At 43.0% G+C, this 21,274-nt stretch carries 26 protein-coding genes; 6 read left to right on the top strand and 20 right to left on the bottom strand.

Annotation, left to right across the window (positions count from 1 at the left end; all coding sequences use genetic code 11):
* Nucleotides 1–178: 178 nt before the first annotated feature.
* From HZC12_04620 to HZC12_04635, 4 genes are all read left to right on the top strand, one after another.
* Nucleotides 179–334 carry a DUF4160 domain-containing protein gene (locus HZC12_04620; GenBank protein ID MBI5026010.1) on the top strand — a complete coding sequence of 52 codons (156 nt, stop codon included), beginning with the start codon at nucleotides 179–181 and terminating at the stop codon, nucleotides 332–334.
* Nucleotides 297–569 (top strand): DUF2442 domain-containing protein, encoded by a 273-nt coding sequence (locus HZC12_04625; protein MBI5026011.1) that lies wholly within the window; start codon nucleotides 297–299, stop codon nucleotides 567–569. Before HZC12_04620 ends, HZC12_04625 begins: the two co-directional genes overlap by 38 nt.
* 479 nt (nucleotides 570–1,048) lie before the next feature.
* The gene (locus tag HZC12_04630; GenBank protein ID MBI5026012.1) at nucleotides 1,049–1,291 is read left to right on the top strand and encodes a ribbon-helix-helix protein, CopG family; all 243 of its coding nucleotides are present in this window, start codon (nucleotides 1,049–1,051) and stop codon (nucleotides 1,289–1,291) included.
* Entirely contained in the window at nucleotides 1,276–1,614 is a 339-nt protein-coding gene (locus tag HZC12_04635; protein MBI5026013.1) for a type II toxin-antitoxin system PemK/MazF family toxin, read from the top strand. The genes HZC12_04630 and HZC12_04635 overlap by 16 nt, the downstream gene beginning before the upstream one ends.
* Nucleotides 1,615–1,722: 108 nt before the next feature.
* Here HZC12_04635 and HZC12_04640 read toward each other — a convergent pair whose 3' ends face one another.
* The 18 genes from HZC12_04640 to HZC12_04725 form a co-directional block, all read right to left on the bottom strand.
* Entirely contained in the window at nucleotides 1,723–2,574 is an 852-nt protein-coding gene (locus tag HZC12_04640; protein MBI5026014.1) for a diacylglycerol kinase family lipid kinase, read from the bottom strand.
* Complete coding sequence (locus HZC12_04645) at nucleotides 2,552–3,346, bottom strand: 6-carboxyhexanoate--CoA ligase (GenBank protein MBI5026015.1); 795 nt, start codon at nucleotides 3,344–3,346, stop codon at nucleotides 2,552–2,554. Before HZC12_04645 ends, HZC12_04640 begins: the two co-directional genes overlap by 23 nt.
* Complete coding sequence (gene bioB / locus HZC12_04650) at nucleotides 3,343–4,347, bottom strand: biotin synthase BioB (protein ID MBI5026016.1); 1,005 nt, start codon at nucleotides 4,345–4,347, stop codon at nucleotides 3,343–3,345. Before bioB ends, HZC12_04645 begins: the two co-directional genes overlap by 4 nt.
* A 77-nt stretch (nucleotides 4,348–4,424) precedes the next feature.
* Complete coding sequence (locus HZC12_04655; GenBank protein MBI5026017.1) at nucleotides 4,425–5,123, bottom strand: hypothetical protein; 699 nt, start codon at nucleotides 5,121–5,123, stop codon at nucleotides 4,425–4,427.
* A gap of 15 nt (nucleotides 5,124–5,138) precedes the next feature.
* Nucleotides 5,139–5,420: an acylphosphatase gene (locus HZC12_04660; GenBank protein MBI5026018.1), complete on the bottom strand. Its 282-nt coding sequence runs from the start codon at nucleotides 5,418–5,420 to the stop codon at nucleotides 5,139–5,141.
* Between the two features lie 52 nt (nucleotides 5,421–5,472).
* Nucleotides 5,473–6,162 carry an ABC transporter ATP-binding protein gene (locus HZC12_04665; GenBank protein MBI5026019.1) on the bottom strand — a complete coding sequence of 230 codons (690 nt, stop codon included), beginning with the start codon at nucleotides 6,160–6,162 and terminating at the stop codon, nucleotides 5,473–5,475.
* A 59-nt stretch (nucleotides 6,163–6,221) separates the two neighbouring features.
* Nucleotides 6,222–7,763, bottom strand: a complete 1,542-nt coding sequence (locus HZC12_04670; GenBank protein MBI5026020.1) for a 4Fe-4S binding protein — start codon at nucleotides 7,761–7,763, stop codon at nucleotides 6,222–6,224.
* Complete coding sequence (locus HZC12_04675) at nucleotides 7,763–8,665, bottom strand: DUF362 domain-containing protein (protein MBI5026021.1); 903 nt, start codon at nucleotides 8,663–8,665, stop codon at nucleotides 7,763–7,765. Before HZC12_04675 ends, HZC12_04670 begins: the two co-directional genes overlap by 1 nt.
* A 106-nt stretch (nucleotides 8,666–8,771) precedes the next feature.
* A complete protein-coding gene (locus tag HZC12_04680) occupies nucleotides 8,772–9,653 on the bottom strand; it encodes an isoaspartyl peptidase/L-asparaginase (protein ID MBI5026022.1) in 882 nt (293 codons plus the stop codon).
* Nucleotides 9,654–9,676: 23 nt separating this feature from the next.
* Nucleotides 9,677–10,171, bottom strand: coding sequence for a putative toxin-antitoxin system toxin component, PIN family (locus HZC12_04685; GenBank protein MBI5026023.1), 495 nt, complete (start codon nucleotides 10,169–10,171; stop codon nucleotides 9,677–9,679).
* Between the two features lie 8 nt (nucleotides 10,172–10,179).
* Nucleotides 10,180–10,470, bottom strand: a complete 291-nt coding sequence (locus HZC12_04690) for an AbrB/MazE/SpoVT family DNA-binding domain-containing protein (protein ID MBI5026024.1) — start codon at nucleotides 10,468–10,470, stop codon at nucleotides 10,180–10,182.
* 258 nt (nucleotides 10,471–10,728) lie between these two features.
* Nucleotides 10,729–12,186, bottom strand: coding sequence for a DUF4139 domain-containing protein (locus HZC12_04695; protein ID MBI5026025.1), 1,458 nt, complete (start codon nucleotides 12,184–12,186; stop codon nucleotides 10,729–10,731).
* A 121-nt stretch (nucleotides 12,187–12,307) separates the two neighbouring features.
* Entirely contained in the window at nucleotides 12,308–13,288 is a 981-nt protein-coding gene (locus tag HZC12_04700; protein MBI5026026.1) for a DUF2275 domain-containing protein, read from the bottom strand.
* Nucleotides 13,289–13,897, bottom strand: coding sequence for a sigma-70 family RNA polymerase sigma factor (locus HZC12_04705; protein MBI5026027.1), 609 nt, complete (start codon nucleotides 13,895–13,897; stop codon nucleotides 13,289–13,291).
* Between the two features lie 4 nt (nucleotides 13,898–13,901).
* The gene (locus tag HZC12_04710; GenBank protein MBI5026028.1) at nucleotides 13,902–14,060 is read right to left on the bottom strand and encodes a hypothetical protein; all 159 of its coding nucleotides are present in this window, start codon (nucleotides 14,058–14,060) and stop codon (nucleotides 13,902–13,904) included.
* 32 nt (nucleotides 14,061–14,092) lie between these two features.
* Nucleotides 14,093–14,860 carry an ABC transporter ATP-binding protein gene (locus tag HZC12_04715; protein MBI5026029.1) on the bottom strand — a complete coding sequence of 256 codons (768 nt, stop codon included), beginning with the start codon at nucleotides 14,858–14,860 and terminating at the stop codon, nucleotides 14,093–14,095.
* Nucleotides 14,841–15,929 (bottom strand): branched-chain amino acid ABC transporter permease, encoded by a 1,089-nt coding sequence (locus tag HZC12_04720; protein ID MBI5026030.1) that lies wholly within the window; start codon nucleotides 15,927–15,929, stop codon nucleotides 14,841–14,843. The genes HZC12_04715 and HZC12_04720 overlap by 20 nt, the downstream gene beginning before the upstream one ends.
* Nucleotides 15,926–16,828 carry a branched-chain amino acid ABC transporter permease gene (locus tag HZC12_04725; protein ID MBI5026031.1) on the bottom strand — a complete coding sequence of 301 codons (903 nt, stop codon included), beginning with the start codon at nucleotides 16,826–16,828 and terminating at the stop codon, nucleotides 15,926–15,928. Before HZC12_04725 ends, HZC12_04720 begins: the two co-directional genes overlap by 4 nt.
* 50 nt (nucleotides 16,829–16,878) lie before the next feature.
* Between HZC12_04725 and HZC12_04730 the strand changes: the two genes are divergently transcribed.
* Together HZC12_04730 and HZC12_04735 are read left to right on the top strand one after the other, a co-directional pair.
* Complete coding sequence (locus HZC12_04730) at nucleotides 16,879–18,600, top strand: hypothetical protein (GenBank protein MBI5026032.1); 1,722 nt, start codon at nucleotides 16,879–16,881, stop codon at nucleotides 18,598–18,600.
* Complete coding sequence (locus HZC12_04735; GenBank protein ID MBI5026033.1) at nucleotides 18,558–19,103, top strand: hypothetical protein; 546 nt, start codon at nucleotides 18,558–18,560, stop codon at nucleotides 19,101–19,103. Before HZC12_04730 ends, HZC12_04735 begins: the two co-directional genes overlap by 43 nt.
* Here the strand turns inward: HZC12_04735 and HZC12_04740 are convergent.
* Complete coding sequence (locus HZC12_04740; protein MBI5026034.1) at nucleotides 19,090–19,398, bottom strand: hypothetical protein; 309 nt, start codon at nucleotides 19,396–19,398, stop codon at nucleotides 19,090–19,092. The two genes, HZC12_04735 and HZC12_04740, sit on opposite strands and share 14 nt — an antisense overlap.
* Before the next feature lie 57 nt (nucleotides 19,399–19,455).
* Nucleotides 19,456–21,274, bottom strand: a 1,819-nt coding sequence (gene acs / locus HZC12_04745; GenBank protein ID MBI5026035.1) for an acetate--CoA ligase, incomplete at its 5' end; no start/stop codon positions are given.

Raw genomic sequence — 21,274 nt, forward strand, 5'->3', positions numbered from 1 at the left:
GAGACACCGTTTGATAAACTCCAGAAAGTTACCGAATTACTGAGCTAGTACATGTGTCCCTATATTTCTCTATATTTCTAATATTTCTAAATGCCATAGGACGCTTTTTCAGCTTGCATTGTGATGAGGTATACAAATTGGTTTCAGGCATTTTCATGTTTTACAGTGGCACCCGTCAGTGAGCTTATCGTTGGAACCTGTTGTGTTGAGCAAAAATCACGGCTTTACATCAAAGGAGTTAAAAGCTATACGGGAAATCATTTATAATAATAGAAACAAAATAGTGGAGGCATGGCATGAGCACTGCGGTAAAGCTTCAGGAAGTAAGAATTAAGGATATAAGTGTAACCGAGGACACAATTACTGCCTATCTTGTTGATGGACGGATAATTAGTGTTCCCCTTGCGTGGTCTTGGAGATTGTCGGAGGCAACACCTGAGCAGCGTGCTAATTACAAGATTATCGGAGATGGTCAAGGTGTACATTGGCCAGAAATCGATGAGGATATTAGTGCTGAAGGCATGTTATACGGCATCCCTGCTCCAAGACCTCGAAAGTCTTCCAAATAGAGTTTACAATCTAAATATAGAGTGATGGCTAACAGATAAATCCAGCGGACGGCTGATAGCCACCGCTGATTTAGGTCGTTAGCCATATGTGGAGGTGAATATGAACGAGGACTTGCTATCGACCTATGACCTATTAAATAGGAGCTTATTGAGAGCCTACGCCATCAAAAAGAAAATGCGTGTCTTCCTGTGCGGTTGCATCCTAACAGGTCTCGCTATCTTCGCCTTGTCTGCGCCCGCTGTCGCGGGCACAGTGGAAAAGGATGTACCCGATGCGATTGATTCAAGCGCCAAGTATTTGTTCTATATGCACGGGTTTGCCACTGTCCTTTCACCTTTTTGGCCTTGCTTCTGCGTGTAATGGTGAGCGCCCCTCTTCCACCCGCGCCCTAACATTGCGCTCCAGGGGACGCCGCATTATGCACACAAATTAATTGACAAAAACACAGGTATGATATAAAGTAATACCAGAGGTACCTATGAGTAAAACAAAAATTGCAATAACTTTGGATGAAAAATTTGTGGAAGAGATAGACCATCTCGTCGATAGGCATTTATTTCAAAACCGCAGCCAGGCAATTCAGGATGCTGTAGAAGAAAAGCTTTCAAAAATGAAACGCACCCGTTTGGCCAAAGAATGCGCTAAGCTCGACAGGGCTTTTGAGAAGGCAATGGCAGATGAAGGATTAGCTGAGGATTTGAGCCAATGGCCCGAATACTGAGGGGCGATATTAGATGGGCTGACTTGAACCCGGTGAGGGGTCGTGAGCAGGCAGGCTTACGGCCCGTTTTGATTTTAAGTCATGACATTTTTAATGAACGTTCTGGAACTGTTATTGCGGTAGCTATTACGAGTCAGCCTCAACGAGCAGGTTTTCCACTCACCCTTGAATTAAAAACAGCAGCTTTGCCAAAACGCTCGTGGGTGAAGATAAGTCAAATTCGAACACTTTCTGTTGAGAGGATTGGGAAAATGATTGGCAAGGCGTCTCCAGAGGAATTGGATCAGGTTATTGAAGGGTTGAATGAAATAATAGGGGCATAACACTTATAAGGCCTTCCTGTGTCAAGAGAAAAAACGATCCTGATCGGAAATAAGAAAGAGAAGTTTCATGTTCAAGCCGAAGAAGCAGGGAATCGAATAGCAACCTAACTACCAGATGAGATTAAGGGCATCAGGGACAACGCTTATCTTAGCAGGCAGAGTACCAAAATAGTCACCGTCTATCTGTATGTGAACTACATTTTCTGAGAATATCTCAAGCTCATTATATTTAGCATAATAAACATCCTTGAATTTTGTATGCCTCTGTGTGATTACTCCTATTACAAAGCGTAGCAGATCGCTACGAGTCCCACCCATTAGGAGGCAGAGGTCAAGGGACGGTGACAGAAGGCTTGCCTGGGGGATTACTTTAAAATACCCTGCATAACAACTCGCATTTCCAATAATTGCAGTATAACCATGAAGGAGTTCATTATTGGCTTTAATATGTATAAGAGGCGGTTTATATTTTAAAAGCACCTTTAACCCTGAAAGTATATAGGCGCCCTTCCAGAAGATAGGTTTTATCCTGGGATTTACATGAAAGACAGCCTCTGCATCAAAGCCAATACCTGCCATAGACGCAAAATACCTGCCATTTATCATGCCGAGGGAGACCTTCCTCGGAGGTTTAGTTAAAGCTATGTTTAATGCCTCTTCGATATCCATCGGTATTTTAAGCTCAGTGGCAAGGACATTACTCATGCCCATCGGCAATATGGCTAAAGGCGTTTCTCTTCCTGCAATGCCGTTAATAATTTCATTGATGGTTCCATCCCCTCCGGCTGCAATAATCAGGTCAGAATCTTTGTCAGCCCTTGCATATGTTTCGGCATCGCCTCTTTCTGCTGTAATAGAAAAATCAAGGGAAGCCCTGTGCCTTAGAAACTTCTCTATTTTCTTTAGCTGGCGGGAAGAGATCCTGCTTGCAATGGGGTTAGCTATGAGTTTTACCTTCAAGGATTTCCTCTAAAGGCACGGTGGCTCTGCACGGACATATTCTATTAATCAGGACAGGGGTCTTCTCCAGATACTCTATTAGCCCCTTTACTTCTCCGCCTGTGATAAAAAATGCCCTGCCGCCGTAAGGAATTCCCCTTTTCTTAATATTTGGCAGCCTTATATAGCCGTGGGTTTTTGTGGCTACATACCCTGTGGTGTAGTTAGGGTCATCAGATATGCAGAGCTCTCCGAGAACCATTGGGTGATTGCTCACTTTACTTGCCAGGATTAATGCCTCTTTTACTGTATCGGTGTTAAGGCTAAGAGGGCTTAGTTTTTTTGACAGTGTAAGCATTGCTTTTTTAGTTGTCCCCATCCTGCTTGCCCTTACTCCTCTTAAAAGATCCGGTTCAAGCCTGACTCCCTCAATGTCTAAAAGCATTGCTCCTCTCATACAAACGCCCATTTGAAGGGATTTGAATGCTTCCTCAACAGCCCTCTTTGTTATCCCCACTGAACTCAGTATCTTTACGGATGCTTTCCTTGCAGTTTCGGCAGTCCTGGTATTTATTGTGCAAAGGGGCAAAGAAGATATGCGCAATGGCCTTTCCTTTATCTCTTCAACTGTGATATTTATTTCCTCTGCCCTGCCCTTTTCATGGGAAATAGCCCTTTGCGCGTATTTCTGAACTACATCTATAACTTCAACTTTCTCATAGATGCCCTCGGCACCGGATATGTGAAGTCCTTCTTTTGATGCCCTCATCCTGATGCTGTAATAGTTTTTCATAGCTCAAGGCCCAGGTCTTTAATCATCTGCAAATCATCTTCCGGGTTTCTGCCAGAAGTTGTAAGATAATTGCCCAGGAGGAGACTGTCGGCTCCGGCAAAAAAAATATAAGAGTTTAGTTCTCTGAGGGTTGTTGGCCTTCCTCCGCAGATCCTGATCTCAGTGTCAGAAAGAATAAGTCGATATATCGCTATTATTTTTAGCGCCTCCAATGGGCTAAGAAATCCTTTGTCTTCCATGGGTGTGCCCCGTATTGGTGTAAGAAAGTTAATAGGCACAGAATCTATTTGAAGTTCTTTCAGGGCAAAAGCCATTTCAATCCTGTCTTCCCATGACTCTCCCAGGCCAAAAATTCCACCGCTACATACTGAAATGCCCAGGGATTTTGCAGCCTCAATTGTTTTAATTTTCTCAACATACGTATGGGTTGTGCAGATTTCTCTAAAAAATGCTTCCGAAGTTTCAAGGTTATGATGGTACCTGTGAAGCCCTGCGTCCTTTAATTCCTTGAGTTCATCATAACTGAGCATGCCGAGTGTAGCACATGGAAGCAGGCCGAGGGCCTTTATCTCAGAGATGATTTCAGATATTTTTGCTAATTCTTTACCAGCAACCTTCTTACCACTACATACTATGCAGAAACGTTTCACCCCATTTTCTCTTGCTGATGTTGCTGCCTCAAGGATTTTCTCTCTGGGAAGTAACGGATAAACATTAATGCCGGTCCCGAAACTTCGGGACTGGGCACAAAAAGAACAGTCTTCAGGGCAAGCCCCTGATTTAGCATTAATTATTGAGCATAAATCAACCTTATTGCCCCTGAAGGCTATTCTTGCCCTGTTAGCAGATGCAAAAAGGTCAAATACCTCGGCGCCTTTAAGCGTTGATAAATATAAGGCAAAATCTTTATTGATTCTGTGCCCTGTTGTCAAATCCTCCCATCCCCCCTTTAGTAAAGGGGGGTAAGGGGGGATTACAGGTCTGTGTTCTGTGTAGGGCATGGGGTTATTATTTACATGAAAAAGGGTATTGTCAACCGATAAACCTGAGAAGGGCCGACAATTTTGATAAAAATTATTTAAGTCTTGCCTTTTATTTTATTAATGTTATCAATGAGTTCTGCTTTAGTTATGACACCTTTTTCGATAAGGAGACTTATTAACACATTGAGTATAGTTTTCAGGTATACATCTCCTTCGGTTTCAGGTTGAGAAAACTTCAGACTTTCTGTTGCTAATTCAGCGGTTTTTGTTTTTACTGCTGGCTTTACTTCTGGCTCTGATTTTCCTTTTATTATTTCCCTGAGTCGTTTTACTTTTACCCTGTACGCGCTCTCCTGCACAATCCCTTCATAGTGCTTCATAATGGCTCTTTTAATATCAGATTCCAGGGCAAGGGCAGGTTTAACTTTCAGCCCTGTAGTAAATTGAAGGGCATCTATGATCTCGGCATCAGTCGGGTCAGTCATGGCTATGATTATGATTTTACCCTCTAATTTAACAGGAAAGACAGTATATCTTTTAGCTGTATCTATACTTACTGTTTTAAGTGCCTCTGCAGGGATTTCGAGGTCCTCGAGGAAAATACACGGGGTATTGAGCTGTTTTTCAAGGACAGAAGCCATCTCCTCCTCGTCAACAAAACCGAGGCTTATTACGACCGAACCCAGACGGCCACCCCACTGTTTCTGATGCCCGAGAGCGCTATTAAGTTGAAGGGCATCAATCAAGCCTGCCTCCATCAACACTTCTCCTAATTTTTTTTTAGGTTTTGTCATACATTCACCTCATTATTAGCTGTATCTTATATCAAAACTCCTGAATTCTCCTTTATATTCAAGCCATCTCACATCTACATCAGTAACCCTTGCCCCCGTGGGACCTTTGTGGCACCACTTAACTGCTTCTTCAACTATAACCTTAGAGCCTTCAAAAACCGCCTCTACCCTGCCATCAGGCAGGTTTCTTACCCAGCCGCTAAGGCCGAGACTGTGGGCCTTGTTTCTCGTATTTGCTCTAAAAAAAACCCCCTGCACATCACCATTTATTAGCAAATGAGCCCTTACCTTCTCCACACTGTCACTATTATACTACTAAGCCTATAATGTTGCAAAAAACGGATTATGGTTACTCTCCAAGATAAGCTTTTTTAATATCAGGGTCGTCTAAGAGCTTCTTGCCCTCTCCTTCTTTCGTAATCCTGCCTGATTCGATTACATATCCTCTGTGGGCTATTTTCAAGGCTGCTTTTGCATTTTGCTCTACAATGAGAATAGTAATGCCCTGCTGATTAAGCTCTTTAACAGTCTTGATTATTTTGCTCATTATTACAGGGGCAAGACCAAGCGAAGGCTCATCAAGAAGCATGAGCCTCGGCTTTCCCATGAGTGCCCTGGCAATAGCGAGCATTTGCTGCTCACCCCCGCTTAAAGTGCCGCCGAGCTGTTTTTCCCTTTCTTTCAAAACAGGAAATAGGTTGTATACAAAGTCAAAGCCTTCGAGTTTCTTTACAAAGGCTCCCATTTCAAGATTCTCCCGCACTGTAAGCCATGGGAATATCCGCCTTCCTTCAGGGACATGGCTTATGCCCATACGGACTATTTTATGAGAGGGGAGTTTGTGTATTTCCATATCCTCAAAGATAATGCTCCCCTTCTGTGGCCGTTTCACTCCTGAAATCGTCATAAGGGTTGTGCTCTTACCAGCGCCATTACTGCCAATAAGGCAGACTATCTCTCCCTTCTTTACTTCGAGATTGATGCCTCTCAGGGCTTCAATAGGGCCGTAAAATGTATGGATATCAACAAGCTTTAGCATATGTTTACCCCGCACCACGCCAGAATGTCCCCGCACCACGCTTCAAGCGTGGTGCGGGTTTACAGCAATAGCTGATTTTCCTTTGACCTTGATTCGCCTATATTAGTTATATATATTGCAGGCTGGCCAAGAACAGGGCATCTTGTCTCACAGATGCCGCAGCCAATGCAGAGCTCAAGGTCAACTCTCGGTTGTTTCATGATTATCCCTTTGCCATGCCTGTCTTTTACCTTTACGTTTTCGAACCATATAGCCTTCTTTGGCGTAGGGCAGACCTCTTCGCACACTATACACGGTGTTGCATGGGCATACGGCAGACACCTGCCTTTATCAATCATAGCAAGCCCTATCTTGATTTTAACCTTTTCTTTTAACTCTAACCTTTTTATAGCCCCTGTAGGACAGACCTGGCCGCAGAGTGTGCATCTGTATTCGCAGTATCCTATTCTCGAAATAAGCACAGGAGACCATATCCCCTCAAGGCCTGCCTCAAGGAATGTGGGCTGGAGTCCGTTTGTGATGCATACTTTCATGCATTCCCCGCATTTGACACATCTTTTAAGGAATTCCCTTTCCTCGAGCGAACCTGGCGGCCTTATCAGCCCCGGGTTCGAAAAACCTGATTTAGATAGAGGTGTGGCCCTTAATAAAGGGACCGCGAACATCCCGGATAGCATTGACACAATCACCCTCCTCTTTCCGAGGTCCATGGCTGTAGCAGTCCTCTTCCTGAAAAATCCAAAACTGACTGCATTCTGAGGGCATACATCATCACAGTTCCAGCAGTAGAGGCACTCAGCATCTTTCCAGTCTTCTTTCTTATCAGGTGCTGCATTGCCCTGGCAGACAGAGGCGCATATACCGCATGAATCGCACCCTTCGCTCACCGACCTTTTGAGGAAAGAGTATCTTGAAAGGATTCCGAGGAAAGCGCCGAGGGGGCAGAGATACCTGCACCAGAACCTTCTTTCGACAAGGTTCAGGCCGAGTATGAGAAAGAATATAACGCCTATGAATATGCTCTGATTATAAAAGGGCTGCTGAAAAGAGAGAATGCCCTTCTTAAGAATGGAATATATCGATTCTGATATACCTACAACACCCCTGAAGTCTAAACTGTATATTGTGTCAAAGATAGACCTTATACTGTAATTAAATAATGGGTAGATACTTAAGGAGAGCGATCTTATTAATAGAGATATAGGATCAATAATGCCAACGAGCTGAAGTGTGAATAAAGAAGATGCGAGGAGAAATATCAAAATATAATATTTCACTCTGTGCCAGTTTCTGCTTGCCATATTAAAACGCCACTTTTTAAGAGAGCCTGTAATATTATTCAGGGTTCCAAGGGGACATACCCAGCCGCAAAATACTCTTCCAAATATTATCGTAACAATAACCACGACGATGGAAAGATAAAATGCCTTGGCAACAGCATGTGCAGACAGGATAGTGGTGATAAAAATAAGTGGATCAAAATCGAGGAAGATTTTTACAGGATAGCCGAGTTCATCCCTCCCTTTTGACTCTGTCTGAAGAAAAAGAAAGAGGAATAACAGTAAGAATATCCCCTGTGAAATCCTTCGAAGGTTCTGCATCAGATACTTATTCTTTTTATCTTCAGTTTAGAAATGTCCATTGTGCCAAGGCCGAGCTTATCCGCAACCTTTACATATCCAAGGTCGCTGCCCTTCATGCCAAAGAGCGTAGCACCGAAAGAATCAACCGCGACTTGATCGATGCCGACGATAACAGTATCAAGTCTTTTAACGTCGTCAATATCTCCTCCCTGAGGGCCGTTTGCTGTAAGGATTCGCACTGCGTCAAGGACGGTAAGGGTCGGTTTAATAACCAAGGCAAGGTCAACAAGACTTTCATCAAGCTTCTGGTGTATTGTCCGCCTTGTTCCTCCCATGATACCCATCCAGTTCTTCATTGCCATCGTGAGCTTTGCAAGGCCGTGATGTTTCGCAATCGGGATGTTTATTATCTTGTCTGCCTCGAATATCTCTGTATAGAGAGGCCATGTTTTAATGGCCTGGCCATTTATTCTTATATCCTTGAACTTCCTCTCATCAATATGGTTTACCTCTGCACCCGAAGCCCTTGCAGCATCAGCAATCCCGCTTTGTACATAGCACCTCCTCGGGTCATTCACTGTCCTGTCAAAGACCTTCACCTTCTTTGCACCTGCCTCGTAACAGAGCTTTACCACAGTCGCGACCACTTCAGGATTTGTATTGGCTGCCTGTTCAGGGAGTCTGTCAAATGCCATATTTGGCTTTACAATAACAATATCGCCTCTCGAGACGAATCTCTTCATCCCGCCAATCGCATCAATAGCAGCATCTGTAATCTTCGAGGGTGATGCACCATGGGCAACAACGAGGTCAATTTTCTCAGATGCCTCAACTGATTTGATAAGTTTATCGAAGCTACCTGCAGTGGAAAACCCGATGCCCGATATCGCTGCTAATTTCAGAAACTCTCTACGGTCCATATTAAACTCCCTTATTGCGAATTCCTTACAATACAAGACCTTGATACATTAATCATTGCAAATTTAGCATTCCAAATTTTAAATTTTAAATGTTACATGATAATTTTTAAATGCTCTTCCTCTTAAACCCCTCTTTAACCACAATACCCTTCTTATTAACATAGCCTGAGGGCATGTATTTTGTTGAATGCGTTATTGTGAATTGGCCTTTGCTATTTATCACGATGACCCCTGCCTTACCCCCTATTTTAGAAAGTCTTCTTAAGGATAACTCTACTGACCTGGAAAGAGGCATATTTCTTAGATTCATACATATCTCCTTTGCAAGGGAAAGTCTTATTATAGGTTCTCCTCTGCCTGTGCATGAGACAGCACCCATCGAGTTTTCAGCATATATGCCTGCACCTATAATCGGAGAATCCCCTACCCTCCCTGGTAGCATTGCTTTTATCCCACCTGTTGATGCGCCTGCTGCGAGATTGCCATACTTATCGAGTGCAACAGCACCGACTGTTGAGAAATACTGTTCGTAAATTCTAACTATTTCTTCCCCCTTTTTCTTTATTCTCTCGAGTTTCTCTAATGATTTTTTATCTGGCTCAGGCAGAGGTTCGAGATTTTTTGCATCTGCAATATTTCTTGCCCCTGTGTTGGTGAATATTACATGAGGTAGGTCCATTATGATCTTTGCTAACCTAATCGGGTTTCTTATCACTTCAAGACCTATTACTGACCCTGCCTTTAAATTCCTTCCCTCCATAACTGATGCGTCCAGTCTCCTAACACCATCGAGCTGAAGGTTCCCTCCCAAACCGGCATTAAAGATTCCAGAGTCCTCAAGAATTGTTACAGACCTCACAACTGCATCGAGGGCAGTCCCGCCATTAATTAATATTTCGTATCCTGATGAAAGGGATTCGGAGAGCTTCTTTAAGGCCTTTTTCGTGGGCTTTCTATCTCCAGCCCCTCCATGGACAACTAATAACATAAGCCTCCTCCTGAGACAAGAAACTACTTTTCAAGGGATGGTGTTATTATTTTAACGGCAATATCCATAAATTCTAAAGGCGTAACTATCCTAATTGGCAACTTTGCTTTTCTTAATTTTTCGGTCCTGAAATGCTTGTCACCTGTTATGAGATAAGCACAACCTGATTTAATTGCTGAGGCAAGAACAGGTGCATCCTTCGAGGAAATCAGGTCTTTATATCTATCAACCATTTCCTTTTCAGGAAGTGGCACAATTTCAAGATTAATCTTTCTTAAGGCATCTTCAAATGTTTCAGCCAATACTGGTATCTTATTCCTGATAGTTCTCCTTAATTCAAGAAGATTAAATTGCCCTGTAACTACTTTAATTTCATGCAGGTCAAGAGAAAACAGATCAAGTACAATTTTTGGTATCCCTTCGTCAGTCAAGAGGCCTGATATAATTACATTCGTATCAAGAAAGACCTTAACCTGCATGGTTACCCTGTTAGAAAACTTCTTTTGGGCATGTCCCATAGAGTTTTCTAACGGGGTTTGCCATAATGTTTTTTAGCTATCTTCTCTCGTTCCTCATCAAGCCCTTTTAGCATATCTTTCAGAGACATGCCTGAATCACGCATTATTGCCATGAGTTTCCTTCTTGCCTCATCGAGGGGCAGAGGTCTCGGTGCAAGCAGTATCGCTTTGCCCATTGGTATTACAGCGAGCTGGCTACCCTCAGAAAGGCAGTACTGGTCCCTCAGTTTTTTAGGGATTGTAACCTGCCCTCTTTCCCTGACTTCGGTATAAAAAGGTTTTTCTTTTGTCGTTATCATATATTTCCTCCTTTTTCTGATTTCAGAATATCATATTTCTGAAAAAATAGCGAATTCCCTGCCCTCTGCCTCCCCTTTCTCGCCTGACTTGTAAAACCGGTTAATTCCAGGCCTTACTTATTTCCCCAATGGATCAGTGGGGGGGAGGCCTTTAAGGTTCTCATCCAGCATAAGGGGGATAGGGAGGCCATTTCTGAAAGGCCTTACTACGCCATCAGGATTTTTAACCCCTCTATCCCCCGACCTTACTATTCCTGCCTAATACCTCATCCTCACCCTATATGTGAGTTTTATCTCTTTGTCCTTCGGAACAGGGATATCAAATTCAGCAGTAAAGGCCTCGGTCTTTTTGTACTCATGAGAAGAACTTATCATCGTCCAGTCCCCTGGTATCGGCTCAATAACCTTAACAACGACATCCTCTTTTTTATGATTCCTTAGAGATATCTCAAAAGCAGCCTCGTATGTATCATGTGCGAGTTTCTTCCAATCCGTCTGTTTTCTGCTTCCGACCACATCAAAGGCATCCCCGAGCTTTATCCTGACCTTTTCGTCTTTTGGTGTATGGTCTATAGAGTCTTCCCCTATAAACTGAAGACTTCCCTCTTTATCGTATTTGTAGGCCCTGATTGTACCTTTTGGAAGGGGGATACCAAGATTGTTTTCCTTTTTGTTCTGGATCTCTACAAACACACCGACCTTCTGGTTCGTTACTAATTCACCATGGCGGTTATAGTAATAATACCTTGTGCCACGGTAGATAAGCTCTTTCTTTACTGGTATATTATCAGAGGTCACAAGGCTTATCTGCTTTGTCTGGTTATCTTTAATAGTTGCAGGCCTCTGTAATGTATATATGTGATACTCAAAGAACCCTTCTTCCCTAAACTGCTGGGATGCAGGTTTTGCTGCCATCTCAGCCAACCCCATCATCTTTCTCCCATACTCAAGTTCGTCTTTTACCCTGTTTACATCCCCTGCAACGAGTTTGAGCTTTGCGTTCCTGTATGTTGTGCCACTCTTGTTATCAATAGTAACCCAGCCAGAAAGGTCTGCTTTATCGTCTTTATCATTCAATGTCACAACATAATCAGACCTCCAGTTAATACCGTTCGTGAGATAGGATGCCTCAACCTTCTGGGATGTTGATAGGTCATTTTCGATTAGCCATACGAGGGTCGGCTTTGATATAAGATTTTCAGGGACTCCAGGGAAAATGATCCTTCCTGGATGGCCGAAGGTTATCTCGTCACCGATCTTGAATATGGGGCCTCCGTTATTCGAAAGGAGGGTAGCTGTTACAATCTCTTCCCTCTCCGTATATGGGTTTTTATAGTAGAGCTTCACCTCTTTGCCCACATATTTGTCGAGGAGCTTCTGCGGATTGAGCAGGTCATATTCATAGTTCTGTTCGAGGACATGGAGACTGTCGGGGTCCACAAGGGACTTTATATGCACACTCGTAGGGATTATTTGTGATGCCACATCCATAAACCTCAATTCCCCATCTCCTTTTGAAAGCTTTATCTTCCTCTGATCCTTTACAAGACCGAGGTTCACATTATAGATAGTTAAAGACACCCCGGTCTGGTCTTCCAACCCTGTTGAAAGGGCTTTTGTCCCCTTACCTTCTCTTTCTGTAACTGCTACCGCGCTGAAGCCGATCCCCAGCAGAACTAAGACAACTAAACCAATGAAAATATATTTTGCTTTCATCTCAAGCCTCCTTTAATATCTTTCCGACCGGTCTTTGTCCATTAGACAGGCAAGGCTTCAAAAAAGTTCCAGAAAAAATTATTTAATGTGGCCGGGGCCTTAGAGCTTTACAGATGGGAATCTAATCAATTTTTATAACTTCAATTATTATTTCTATATTACCTTTTAGAGTATATAAAACAGGCCTTTCTTTAGGCATTCCAATAAGCTTCAACTTTTCTTTTAGCTTCTCCAGTTTCTCAGAATGTAGCTCTGTAAGAATGACATAATTTTTTTCAGAAGATTCTATCTTTTTAATTTTTCCTCCAAGCTGGATTAATTCCTTTTCGATCTCTTTTCTGGCAGTTTCGATATCTTTGACATTAACCGTCAGAATAATGCCCTCTCCTTTTTTACTGACTACTTCCTTTAATTTTGGAGCAGGTGACAACACCTCATGTCTTGACTTGTCCTTCTCCATAATACCTACTGGCTGTTTGGCCTCTTCTCGCTTTGCGCCTGCAACTTTTTGATCTTTAAGGGGCTCTTGTTTTACTGACTCAGGAGCTTTGGATTCCTCCAGCCTATCTATTTTTGTTTGTAATTCTTTGGCAGGTACAGGTTGTTCTGCTACAAATTCCCTCTCACCCTTCTTTATTAAAGGTGGGGATGGAGGAATTTCTTTCTCGCCTTTTTCTGCCTTTCTCTGAGTTATATCCTTTTCTGAAAGTATTTTAGGTGCAGTTTCTTCTTGAGGTGCCTTTGCGAGTCTAATCTCCGGCTGAATAGCCTTGAAGATATAAATAGTTGTGATTGCAATAGCAACAGTAGCAGCAATCTCAATCGGTAGTTTTATATGAAGTGGATAAAACAGTCTCTGGAGTATTCCTCTTTTTTGCTCGGCCTCTGCCCTTACTCTTGCCATAACCCTCTGGGCAAGCCATGAAGGGGGCTCTATATCCTCGAGGTTATGAACATACTCGATTGTCTTCCTAAGGTCTGAAAGCGATTCATTACATTTCGGGCATAACTTGAGATGTTCATCTATGAGAAATTTTTCTTCAGCAGAGATAATGCCATCTAAATAAGCCTGAAGCCTTTCTTGAAAATTAATGCATTCCATCTAAAGCTCACCAATCACTTTCTTTAAGCAATCCTTTAGGGCATCCCTTGCCCTGAAAAGCCTTGATTTAACAGTTCCCTCAGCTATTTTAAGCATACCACTTATCTCATTATAAGAGAACCCCTGCATGTCCCTTAAGATGAGAACCTCTCTGAATTCAGGGTCAAGGGAGTTTATGCATTTCTGAACCTTTTGCTGAATCTCTCTTTTCTCAAGTTTTTCGGATACAGAAGGCTCGTTAGATGCATACTCTACTTTCATCTCACCATCCTCCGTAAAAACAGGGTCATCAATGGAAAACTGTTCATGATGAATTTGTGTTTTCAATTGGTTAATACGGTTTTTTGAAAGATTAATTACTATGGTATATAGCCATGTAGAAAATCTGGACGTTCCTTTAAAGTCCTTAAGACCTTTATATGCAGATAGAAATGCATCCTGCACAACTTCACATGCATCCTCATAGTTTCCGATCATCCTGTAAGCGATATTAAGCATCATCTTCTGGTATCTTTTTACGAATACCTCGAAGGCATCTACATCGCCCTTTTTACATAGAGAAACAAGTTCAACATCTTCATCTATCGTTGTCTGCTCGTTTCCCTTCATTCAGTTAGACAGCCCTGTCAGGATTTTTGTTCCTTATTTTTTTTAGATTTTTTATAAAGACCTCCACTACCTCTGGGTCGAATTGTGTGCCCTCATTCTCTCTGAGTTCCTCAAGGGCCTGCTCCAGTGTAAGGCACTCCCTGTAAGGCCTTGTAGATAACATTGCCTGGAAATGATGATTGCCATAGCAACATATCAGTATTCAAACTCCTTGCCAAGATAAGCCTCGATTACAGCCGGATTTTCTCTTATTTCATAAGGAATACCTTCAGCAATCTTAACTCCGTGGTCAAGGACAATGATCCAGTCAGATATTCCCATTACTACTCTCATGTCATGCTCAATCAGCATGATTGTCTTGCCCCATTGCCTCATCTTTTCAATCAGGGACATGAGCTCCTGTGTCTCCAGAGGGTTCATACCTGCTGCTGGTTCGTCCAGCAACATAAGTCTTGGCTCGGTGGCCAGTGCCCTTGCAATCTCAAGCCTTTTTTGATCACCATAAGGGAGGTTTTTTGCAGGGATCTCTGCATAAGGGTCGAGTTTGACAAACTCAAGGAACTCCAAGGCATTATTTCTAATAGTAGCTTCTTCGTTATAAAAAGTCTTTCCTCGGTATATTGCACCATAGAGGCCAACTCTTGCCCTGCTGTGCTGCCCAACCATTACGTTTTCAAGGACACTCATCTCTGGAAACAGCCTGATATTCTGAAATGTCCTGGCTATTCCAATGGTTGTTATCGAATGTGGCTTCAGCCCCGTAATATCTCTGCTATCATATATAATTCGACCTCTATCAGGAATTAGCAAGCCTGTAAGGCAGTTAAACAGGGTAGTCTTGCCTGCACCATTAGGCCCAATGATGCTCAATATAATTCCCTCCCTGACTTTAAAACTCACCTCTTCAACAGCCTTAAGCCCGCTAAATGCCTTTGATAAGTCTTTAACTTCTAAAAGAAGCACGGATACCTCCTAAAATGCCCTGCGGCCTGAAAACCATCATAAGAACCAGGCCTGCTCCGAGGGCAAGCATCCTGTAAAGTTGAAGGCCCCTGAGTGCCTCAGGAAGGACAACAAGGATTAATGCCCCGAGGATTACTCCAGGTATGCTCCCCAGGCCTCCGAGGATTACCATACAGAGGATGAGTACAGACTCCATAAAGGTAAAACTCTCAGGTGATATGAAATGCATTTTACCTGCAAATAGAGTCCCTGCGATTCCAGCCCAGAATGCGCCAAAGGCAAAGGCTATTAACCTGTATCTCGGTGTATCAATTCCCATTGCCCCTGCAGCCACCTCATCTTCCCTGATGGCCAACCACGCCCTTCCTACCCTCGAATTATGAACCCTGCGAACTACAAGCACGCTCAGGCAGGCAAAAAGAACAATCAGATAGTAATAATGTGAAAGTTCAGTCACTGTAAGACCTAAGATGGATGGCGCGGGTATTCCAGCAATACCATTCGGGCCATTTGTAAGGCTGTCCCAGTTATTCAATGTAAGGCGGACTATTTCGCCAAACCCGAGTGTAACTATAGCAAGATAGTCGCCCCTTAATCTTAAGGCCGGGATTGCAAGAAGAATTCCAATCAGCGTAGAAAAGGCTGTTGAAAATATCAGGCATGCCCAGAAGGGGAGAAAAAAATTTGTTGAAAGAAGTGCAAAGCTATATGCACCTGTTGCATAAAAGGCAACAAACCCAAGATTTAACAGCCCTGCAAAACCAACCACTACATTGAGCCCAATTGCCAGGATTATATATATGCCGGCAAGGACAAAGACATCAAGCATATAGTCACTGGATATGAAAGGGAGAAACAATAATATTAAGACAAGGAAGGTAGCCAATAATCCCCTGTTGATAGCAGGGATCTTTAACCTCAGGGTTTTGATTTTCATTAAAAGAGGCCTTATAAAGCGAAAGAGCAGGACAGAAACGATAAGTCCGGCAAATGCTAAAAGAGCTGTCTTTAACCCGGTAAAGGGCAACATCAATAAGGAAACCCACGCCGCTATGATAAAAATATTCATACCTTATCTCCTGCTGAGCTTCCAAAAAGCCCTGAAGGTTTTATAAGCAATATAAGAATTAAAAGAATAAAGGCATAGGCATCTTTGTATTCGCTCGAGATATAGCCCGCGCTAAGGCTTTCAACAATACCGAGAATAAAGCCACCCACCATCGCCCCCGGGATACTGCCAATACCTCCCAGCACTGCTGCAGTGAAAGCCTTAATGCCAACGATGTAGCCCATGGAATAATTAACAAGACCGTAATATGTGGCCACCATTACTCCTGCAACTGCAGCGAGGCCTGAACCGATAATGAAAGTAATTGAAATTATCCAGTCCATGTTTATCCCGACAAGAGAGGCCATAACTTTATCCTGAGCTACCGCGCGTATTGCCTTGCCGAGTTTAGTCCTCATCACAAACAGATGGAGAGCAAACATAAGCAAGATAGAAACACAGATTATTAAGAACTGCACATAGGTAATACTGGCACCCATCAACTTAAAACCCTGTGCCTCGAAAAAATCAGGAAAGACCTTGTCAGTTGCGCCCTGTGTAAGCATAACGTAATTCTGAAGAAAAATAGATACACCAATGGCACTTATAAAGGGACTCAGCCTCGGAGCGTGTCTCAAAGGCCTGTATGCTGTCTTCTCCATGGTAAAGCCATATGCAGAACAAAAGATTACAGTGAGCAGGATAGTAAGTATAAAGGCTAATGGAAAATTTGCTGCCGTGAGCCCTATTGCTGTGAAAAAAGCAAGGAAGATTATTCCGAGGTAAGCGCCAATCATATATACCTCACCGTGGGCAAAATTTATTAAACCGAGGATGCCATAAACCATTGTGTAGCCCAGGGCAATAAGGGCGTAAACTCCGCCGAGAGTAAAGCCATTTACAAGTTGCTGAAAAAACATGGAAAATTTTAACAAAAACCCCTTATCTTTTCCATGATATAATTTGTTAAATGAATCACATCTACCTGGCTATCTTCCTGGTTTCTTGCTCTGCCCTTGCCTTTCAGGTCTCTCTTGTAAGGCTCTTTTCAATATACCTCTGGTATCACTTTGCCTTTATGGTCATAAGCATTGCAATGCTTGGAATCGGTTCTGGAGGAACTCTACTTTCTGTATTCCCAAAACTGAAAAGAGCCTCCAATATGGCTGCATACGCCATGCTCCTGGGAATTGCCATAATTGCCGGTTATATATTTTCGAATTACATCCCTTTTGACCCTGTAAAGCTCTCATGGGACAGGGTGCAGCTCGTTTATATAGCCTTATACTATGTAGCTCTCGCTGCTCCTTTCTTTTTCTCAGGGCTCATCATAGCCACTGCACTGTCTAACATCAGTGAGAAATCAGGGCTCCTCTATGGCTCTGACCTCCTCGGCGCGGGGTTTGGCTCTTTAATGGTTCTTGGCCTTCTAAATATTGCAGGGCCTGAATATGCAATACTCATAGCTTCAACCCTTGCCTTTATCAGCGCATTTGTTATAGGTGAGAAAAAGGTAAAGGTTTTCTCCATAGTATTAATAACAATCAACCTGTGTATCATATTGATTCATCCCGATTTCATCAATGTGAGGATATCTCCATATAAAAGCCTTTCCCTGTCCCTGAAATATCCTGGTGCAGAACACCTAAAAACATACCACAGCCCATTTTCCAGAATAGACACTTTAAAGAGTCCTGCGGTCAGGTTTGCGCCCGGGCTGAGCCTGAGATACCTCGAGCCACTTCCAGAGCAGATAGGGTTTTCAATAGATGGAGGTGAGATGAATGCCATAACAAGGGCAAAAGATAAAGAGTCCCTGAGATTCTTAGAATTTCTTCCCTCAGCCCTCTGCTATGAGATCGGCAAAAGGGATGATGTGCTTATCATAGAGCCGAAGGGCGGGCTTCAGGCACTGATGGCCGAATATTACGGCTCAAAAGAAATCCATAAGGTTGAGAACAACCCGGTTGTGATAAAAATCATACAGAATGAATTCAGCAAATTCTCAGGCAAAATCTTTGAAAAAGACACATGGACAGGACTTGGCCGAAGCTATCTTATAAATAAAAATGTCAAATATGACATCATTGACCTGCCAATGACAGGCACATCCACCGCAGCTTCATTTGGAATCTCTGAGGACTATAGATTCACCGTAGAGGCATTTCAGGAATATTTAAATCATCTCAAAGAAGATGGGCTTATGAGCATCAGTCTTTATCTTATACCTCCGCCGAGGATTGAGCTCAGGCTTTTAACCACCATAGCAACCGCCCTTGAGGAAAGGGGCGTAAAAGATGTATCCAGTCATATTGCTGCCATAAGGAGCTGGGGAAGCATAATAATCCTTGTGAAAAATTCCCCCATCACACTAAAAGAAATCAATGGCATCAAAGATTTTTCAAAAGACAGGCGGTTTGACCTCATACACTATCCTGAAATAAAAGATGAAGAAACCAACATCTATGTCAAGATGCCATCAAATGAATACTTCACTGCCTTTAAAAATATCCTGAACCCTGAGACCAGGCGATTATTTATAAAGGATTATCTTTTTGATATAACCCCTGTGCATGATGAAAACCCATTTTTCCATTACTATCTGAGGTTAAAAAATATTAAAGCTATTTATGAAGTTATGGGGGGAAAGTGGCAGTATTTTATAGAAGAAGGCTATCTCCTTCCCTTGTAGAGGTCTCATTGATACAAAAGACTATTCTTCCACTTGAAAACCCGCCTTATGCTGTAGCCACTGTGCTTACCTCAATCCTCATAAGCTCTGGCATTGGAAGCCTCCTCAGCCACAGATTTCTGAAATTGAGAACTCCCTATCTGCTCCTTACAATTGCTGTTCTTATATTTGCCTATAGCCTTTTGCTTTCTTCACTTTTAAGCCTTATATCTCCCCATGCCTTAGAATTAAAAATGCCAGCGGTCTTTATCTCTCTGATTCCCCTCGGCCTTCTCATGGGCATCCCCTTCCCTATGGGCATTAAAATCCTCGGAGAGAGAAACGCACCATTAATACCATGGGCATGGGCTATTAATGGCTGCTTTTCGGTCCTCGCACCGATACTCACTATCATGCTTGCGATGGCAGTGGGCTTTAAAGTGGTTCTCTGGTTCGGAGCACTAACGTATATATTGGCGTTTGTTTCCCTGAGGAGTTTTTTGTCAAAAATTAGCCGCCGATAATAGAGTGGTCTTCCTCTAATGCTTCGTATATCTGCCGTTGGATTATGGGGTAAGTTACAGAATTCCAGGCGTCACCAAAATGATGGGCGAGTAAGTTCAGGGCAGTTGGATCATCGGTCTCAACAACAAAAAAAATCTTCAGAGGAGAACTTCCTACCACCTCGTAACGGTTAATTGTTTTACACCTCTGCTGAAACATTCTGTCCTTGCCTTTTTTTATCCATTCTTCTCTTTCATGTTTTATCTGTACTTGAGTGGTGTTTTCTTTAGCATCAAAAATTGAGATATACCACATTTTCAAACCTCCATTTTTTAGATTCTAAGATTGATGCCCTGTTTTTAAATATCACAGTTATTTCTTCCCTCCAACCAATTTTTCTATTACAGTAGGGTCAGCCAGGGTGGAGGTATCGCCAATCTCATCAAGTCTGCCCTCCACAATCTTTCTCAAAATCCTTCGCATTATCTTGCCACTCCTTGTCTTTGGAAGCACATCTGTGAATTGAATCCTGTCAGGTGTTGCAATAGGCCCTATCTCTTTTCTTACCTGCTGTATCAATTCCTTTTCAAGTTCGGGGCTTTCTTTTATTCCACTTTTTAGAATGACAAAGGCATATATCCCCTGCCCCTTGATATCATGAGGGAAGCCAACAACTGCTGCCTCTGCCACTCCTGTGTTCGCTACGAGCGCGCTTTCTATCTCCGCTGTTCCAAGTCTATGTCCTGAGACATTGATCACATCATCTATACGGCCGAGGAGACGGTAATCACCATCTGCATCCACAAGGGCCCCGTCTCCTGTATAATAATATCCATTGAACTGTGAGAAGTAAGTCTCGTAGTACCGTTTTGGGTCTCCGTAAATCGTTCTTGCTATACCTGGCCACGCAGTCCTTATAAGAAGGGCGCCTTCCTCGTTTACCTTAGCCTCGGTGCCGTCTGTCTTCATTATGACAGGCTTTATGCCGAAAAATGGTCTTCCTGCAAACCCTGGTTTCAGTGCTACAGCACCAGGCAACGATGAGATGAGCACTCCACCTGTCTCTGTCTGCCACCATGTATCAACCACAGGACACCTTTCCTTACCGATGTTTTTATGATACCAGAGCCAGGCCTCAGGATTTATTGGCTCTCCAACAGAGCCGAGGAGACTTAAACTGCTCAAGTCCCTTTTCTTAGTCCATTCTTCTCCTTCTCTTGCGAGTGCACGAATGACAGTTGGGGCAGTATAAAGAATGTTGACCCTGTATTTTTCAACTATCTCCCAGTATCTGTCAGGAGCAGGGTATGTAGGCACACCCTCAAACATTATGCTTGTAGCGCCACATGCAAGTGGACCATAGACAATGTATGAATGTCCTGTTATCCAGCCTATATCTGCCGTACACCAGAATGTATCTTCTTCGTGATAGTCAAAAATATACTTAAATGTAATGGCAGCATAAAGAAGGTATCCTCCTGTTGTATGCAGGAGCCCCTTTGGTTTTCCTGTGCTTCCGCTTGTGTAAAGGATAAATAAAGGGTCTTCTGCATCATACGGTTCAGCCTCGCAATAAGATGAAATATCATCCGAGTTGATCTCTTCATCAAGGAAAAAGTCACGTCCTGTCTGCATATCTACGGATGTATTCGCTCTCTTTACCACAAGACAGGTTTTTACAGACGGAGACTCACTCATCGCCATGTCAGCACTCTTTTTCAGGGGAATTACCTTGCCACCTCTGAATCCTCCGTCTGCTGTGACAAGAACCTTTGCCTGGCAGTCGTTAAGTCTATCTTTCAGGGAATTCGCACTGAACCCCCCAAACACAACACTGTGCACCACACCTATTCTTGTGCATGCCAGCATTCCAATTGCAAGCTCAGGTATCATGGGAAGATAGAACGCCACACGGTCTCCTTTGCCTACACCTTTTTTCTTAAGAAGGTTTGCGAACCTACAGACAAGTCTGTGGAGTTCCTGATAAGTGAATGTCCTGCTTTCTCCTGACTCTCCTTCCCAGATTATCGCTGCCTTGTTTTTGCGGAAAGTATTCAGGTGTCTGTCAAGGCAGTTGTATGAGACATTCAATTTAGCTCCCTTAAACCACGAGATTTCAGCCTTACTAAAATCACACTGCATGATCTTATCCCATTTTTTAAACCAGGTGATGTCTTCTGCCATATTAGCC

Source organism: Nitrospirota bacterium, from assembly GCA_016214385.1.
Taxonomy (GTDB): domain Bacteria; phylum Nitrospirota; class Thermodesulfovibrionia; order UBA6902; family JACROP01; genus JACROP01.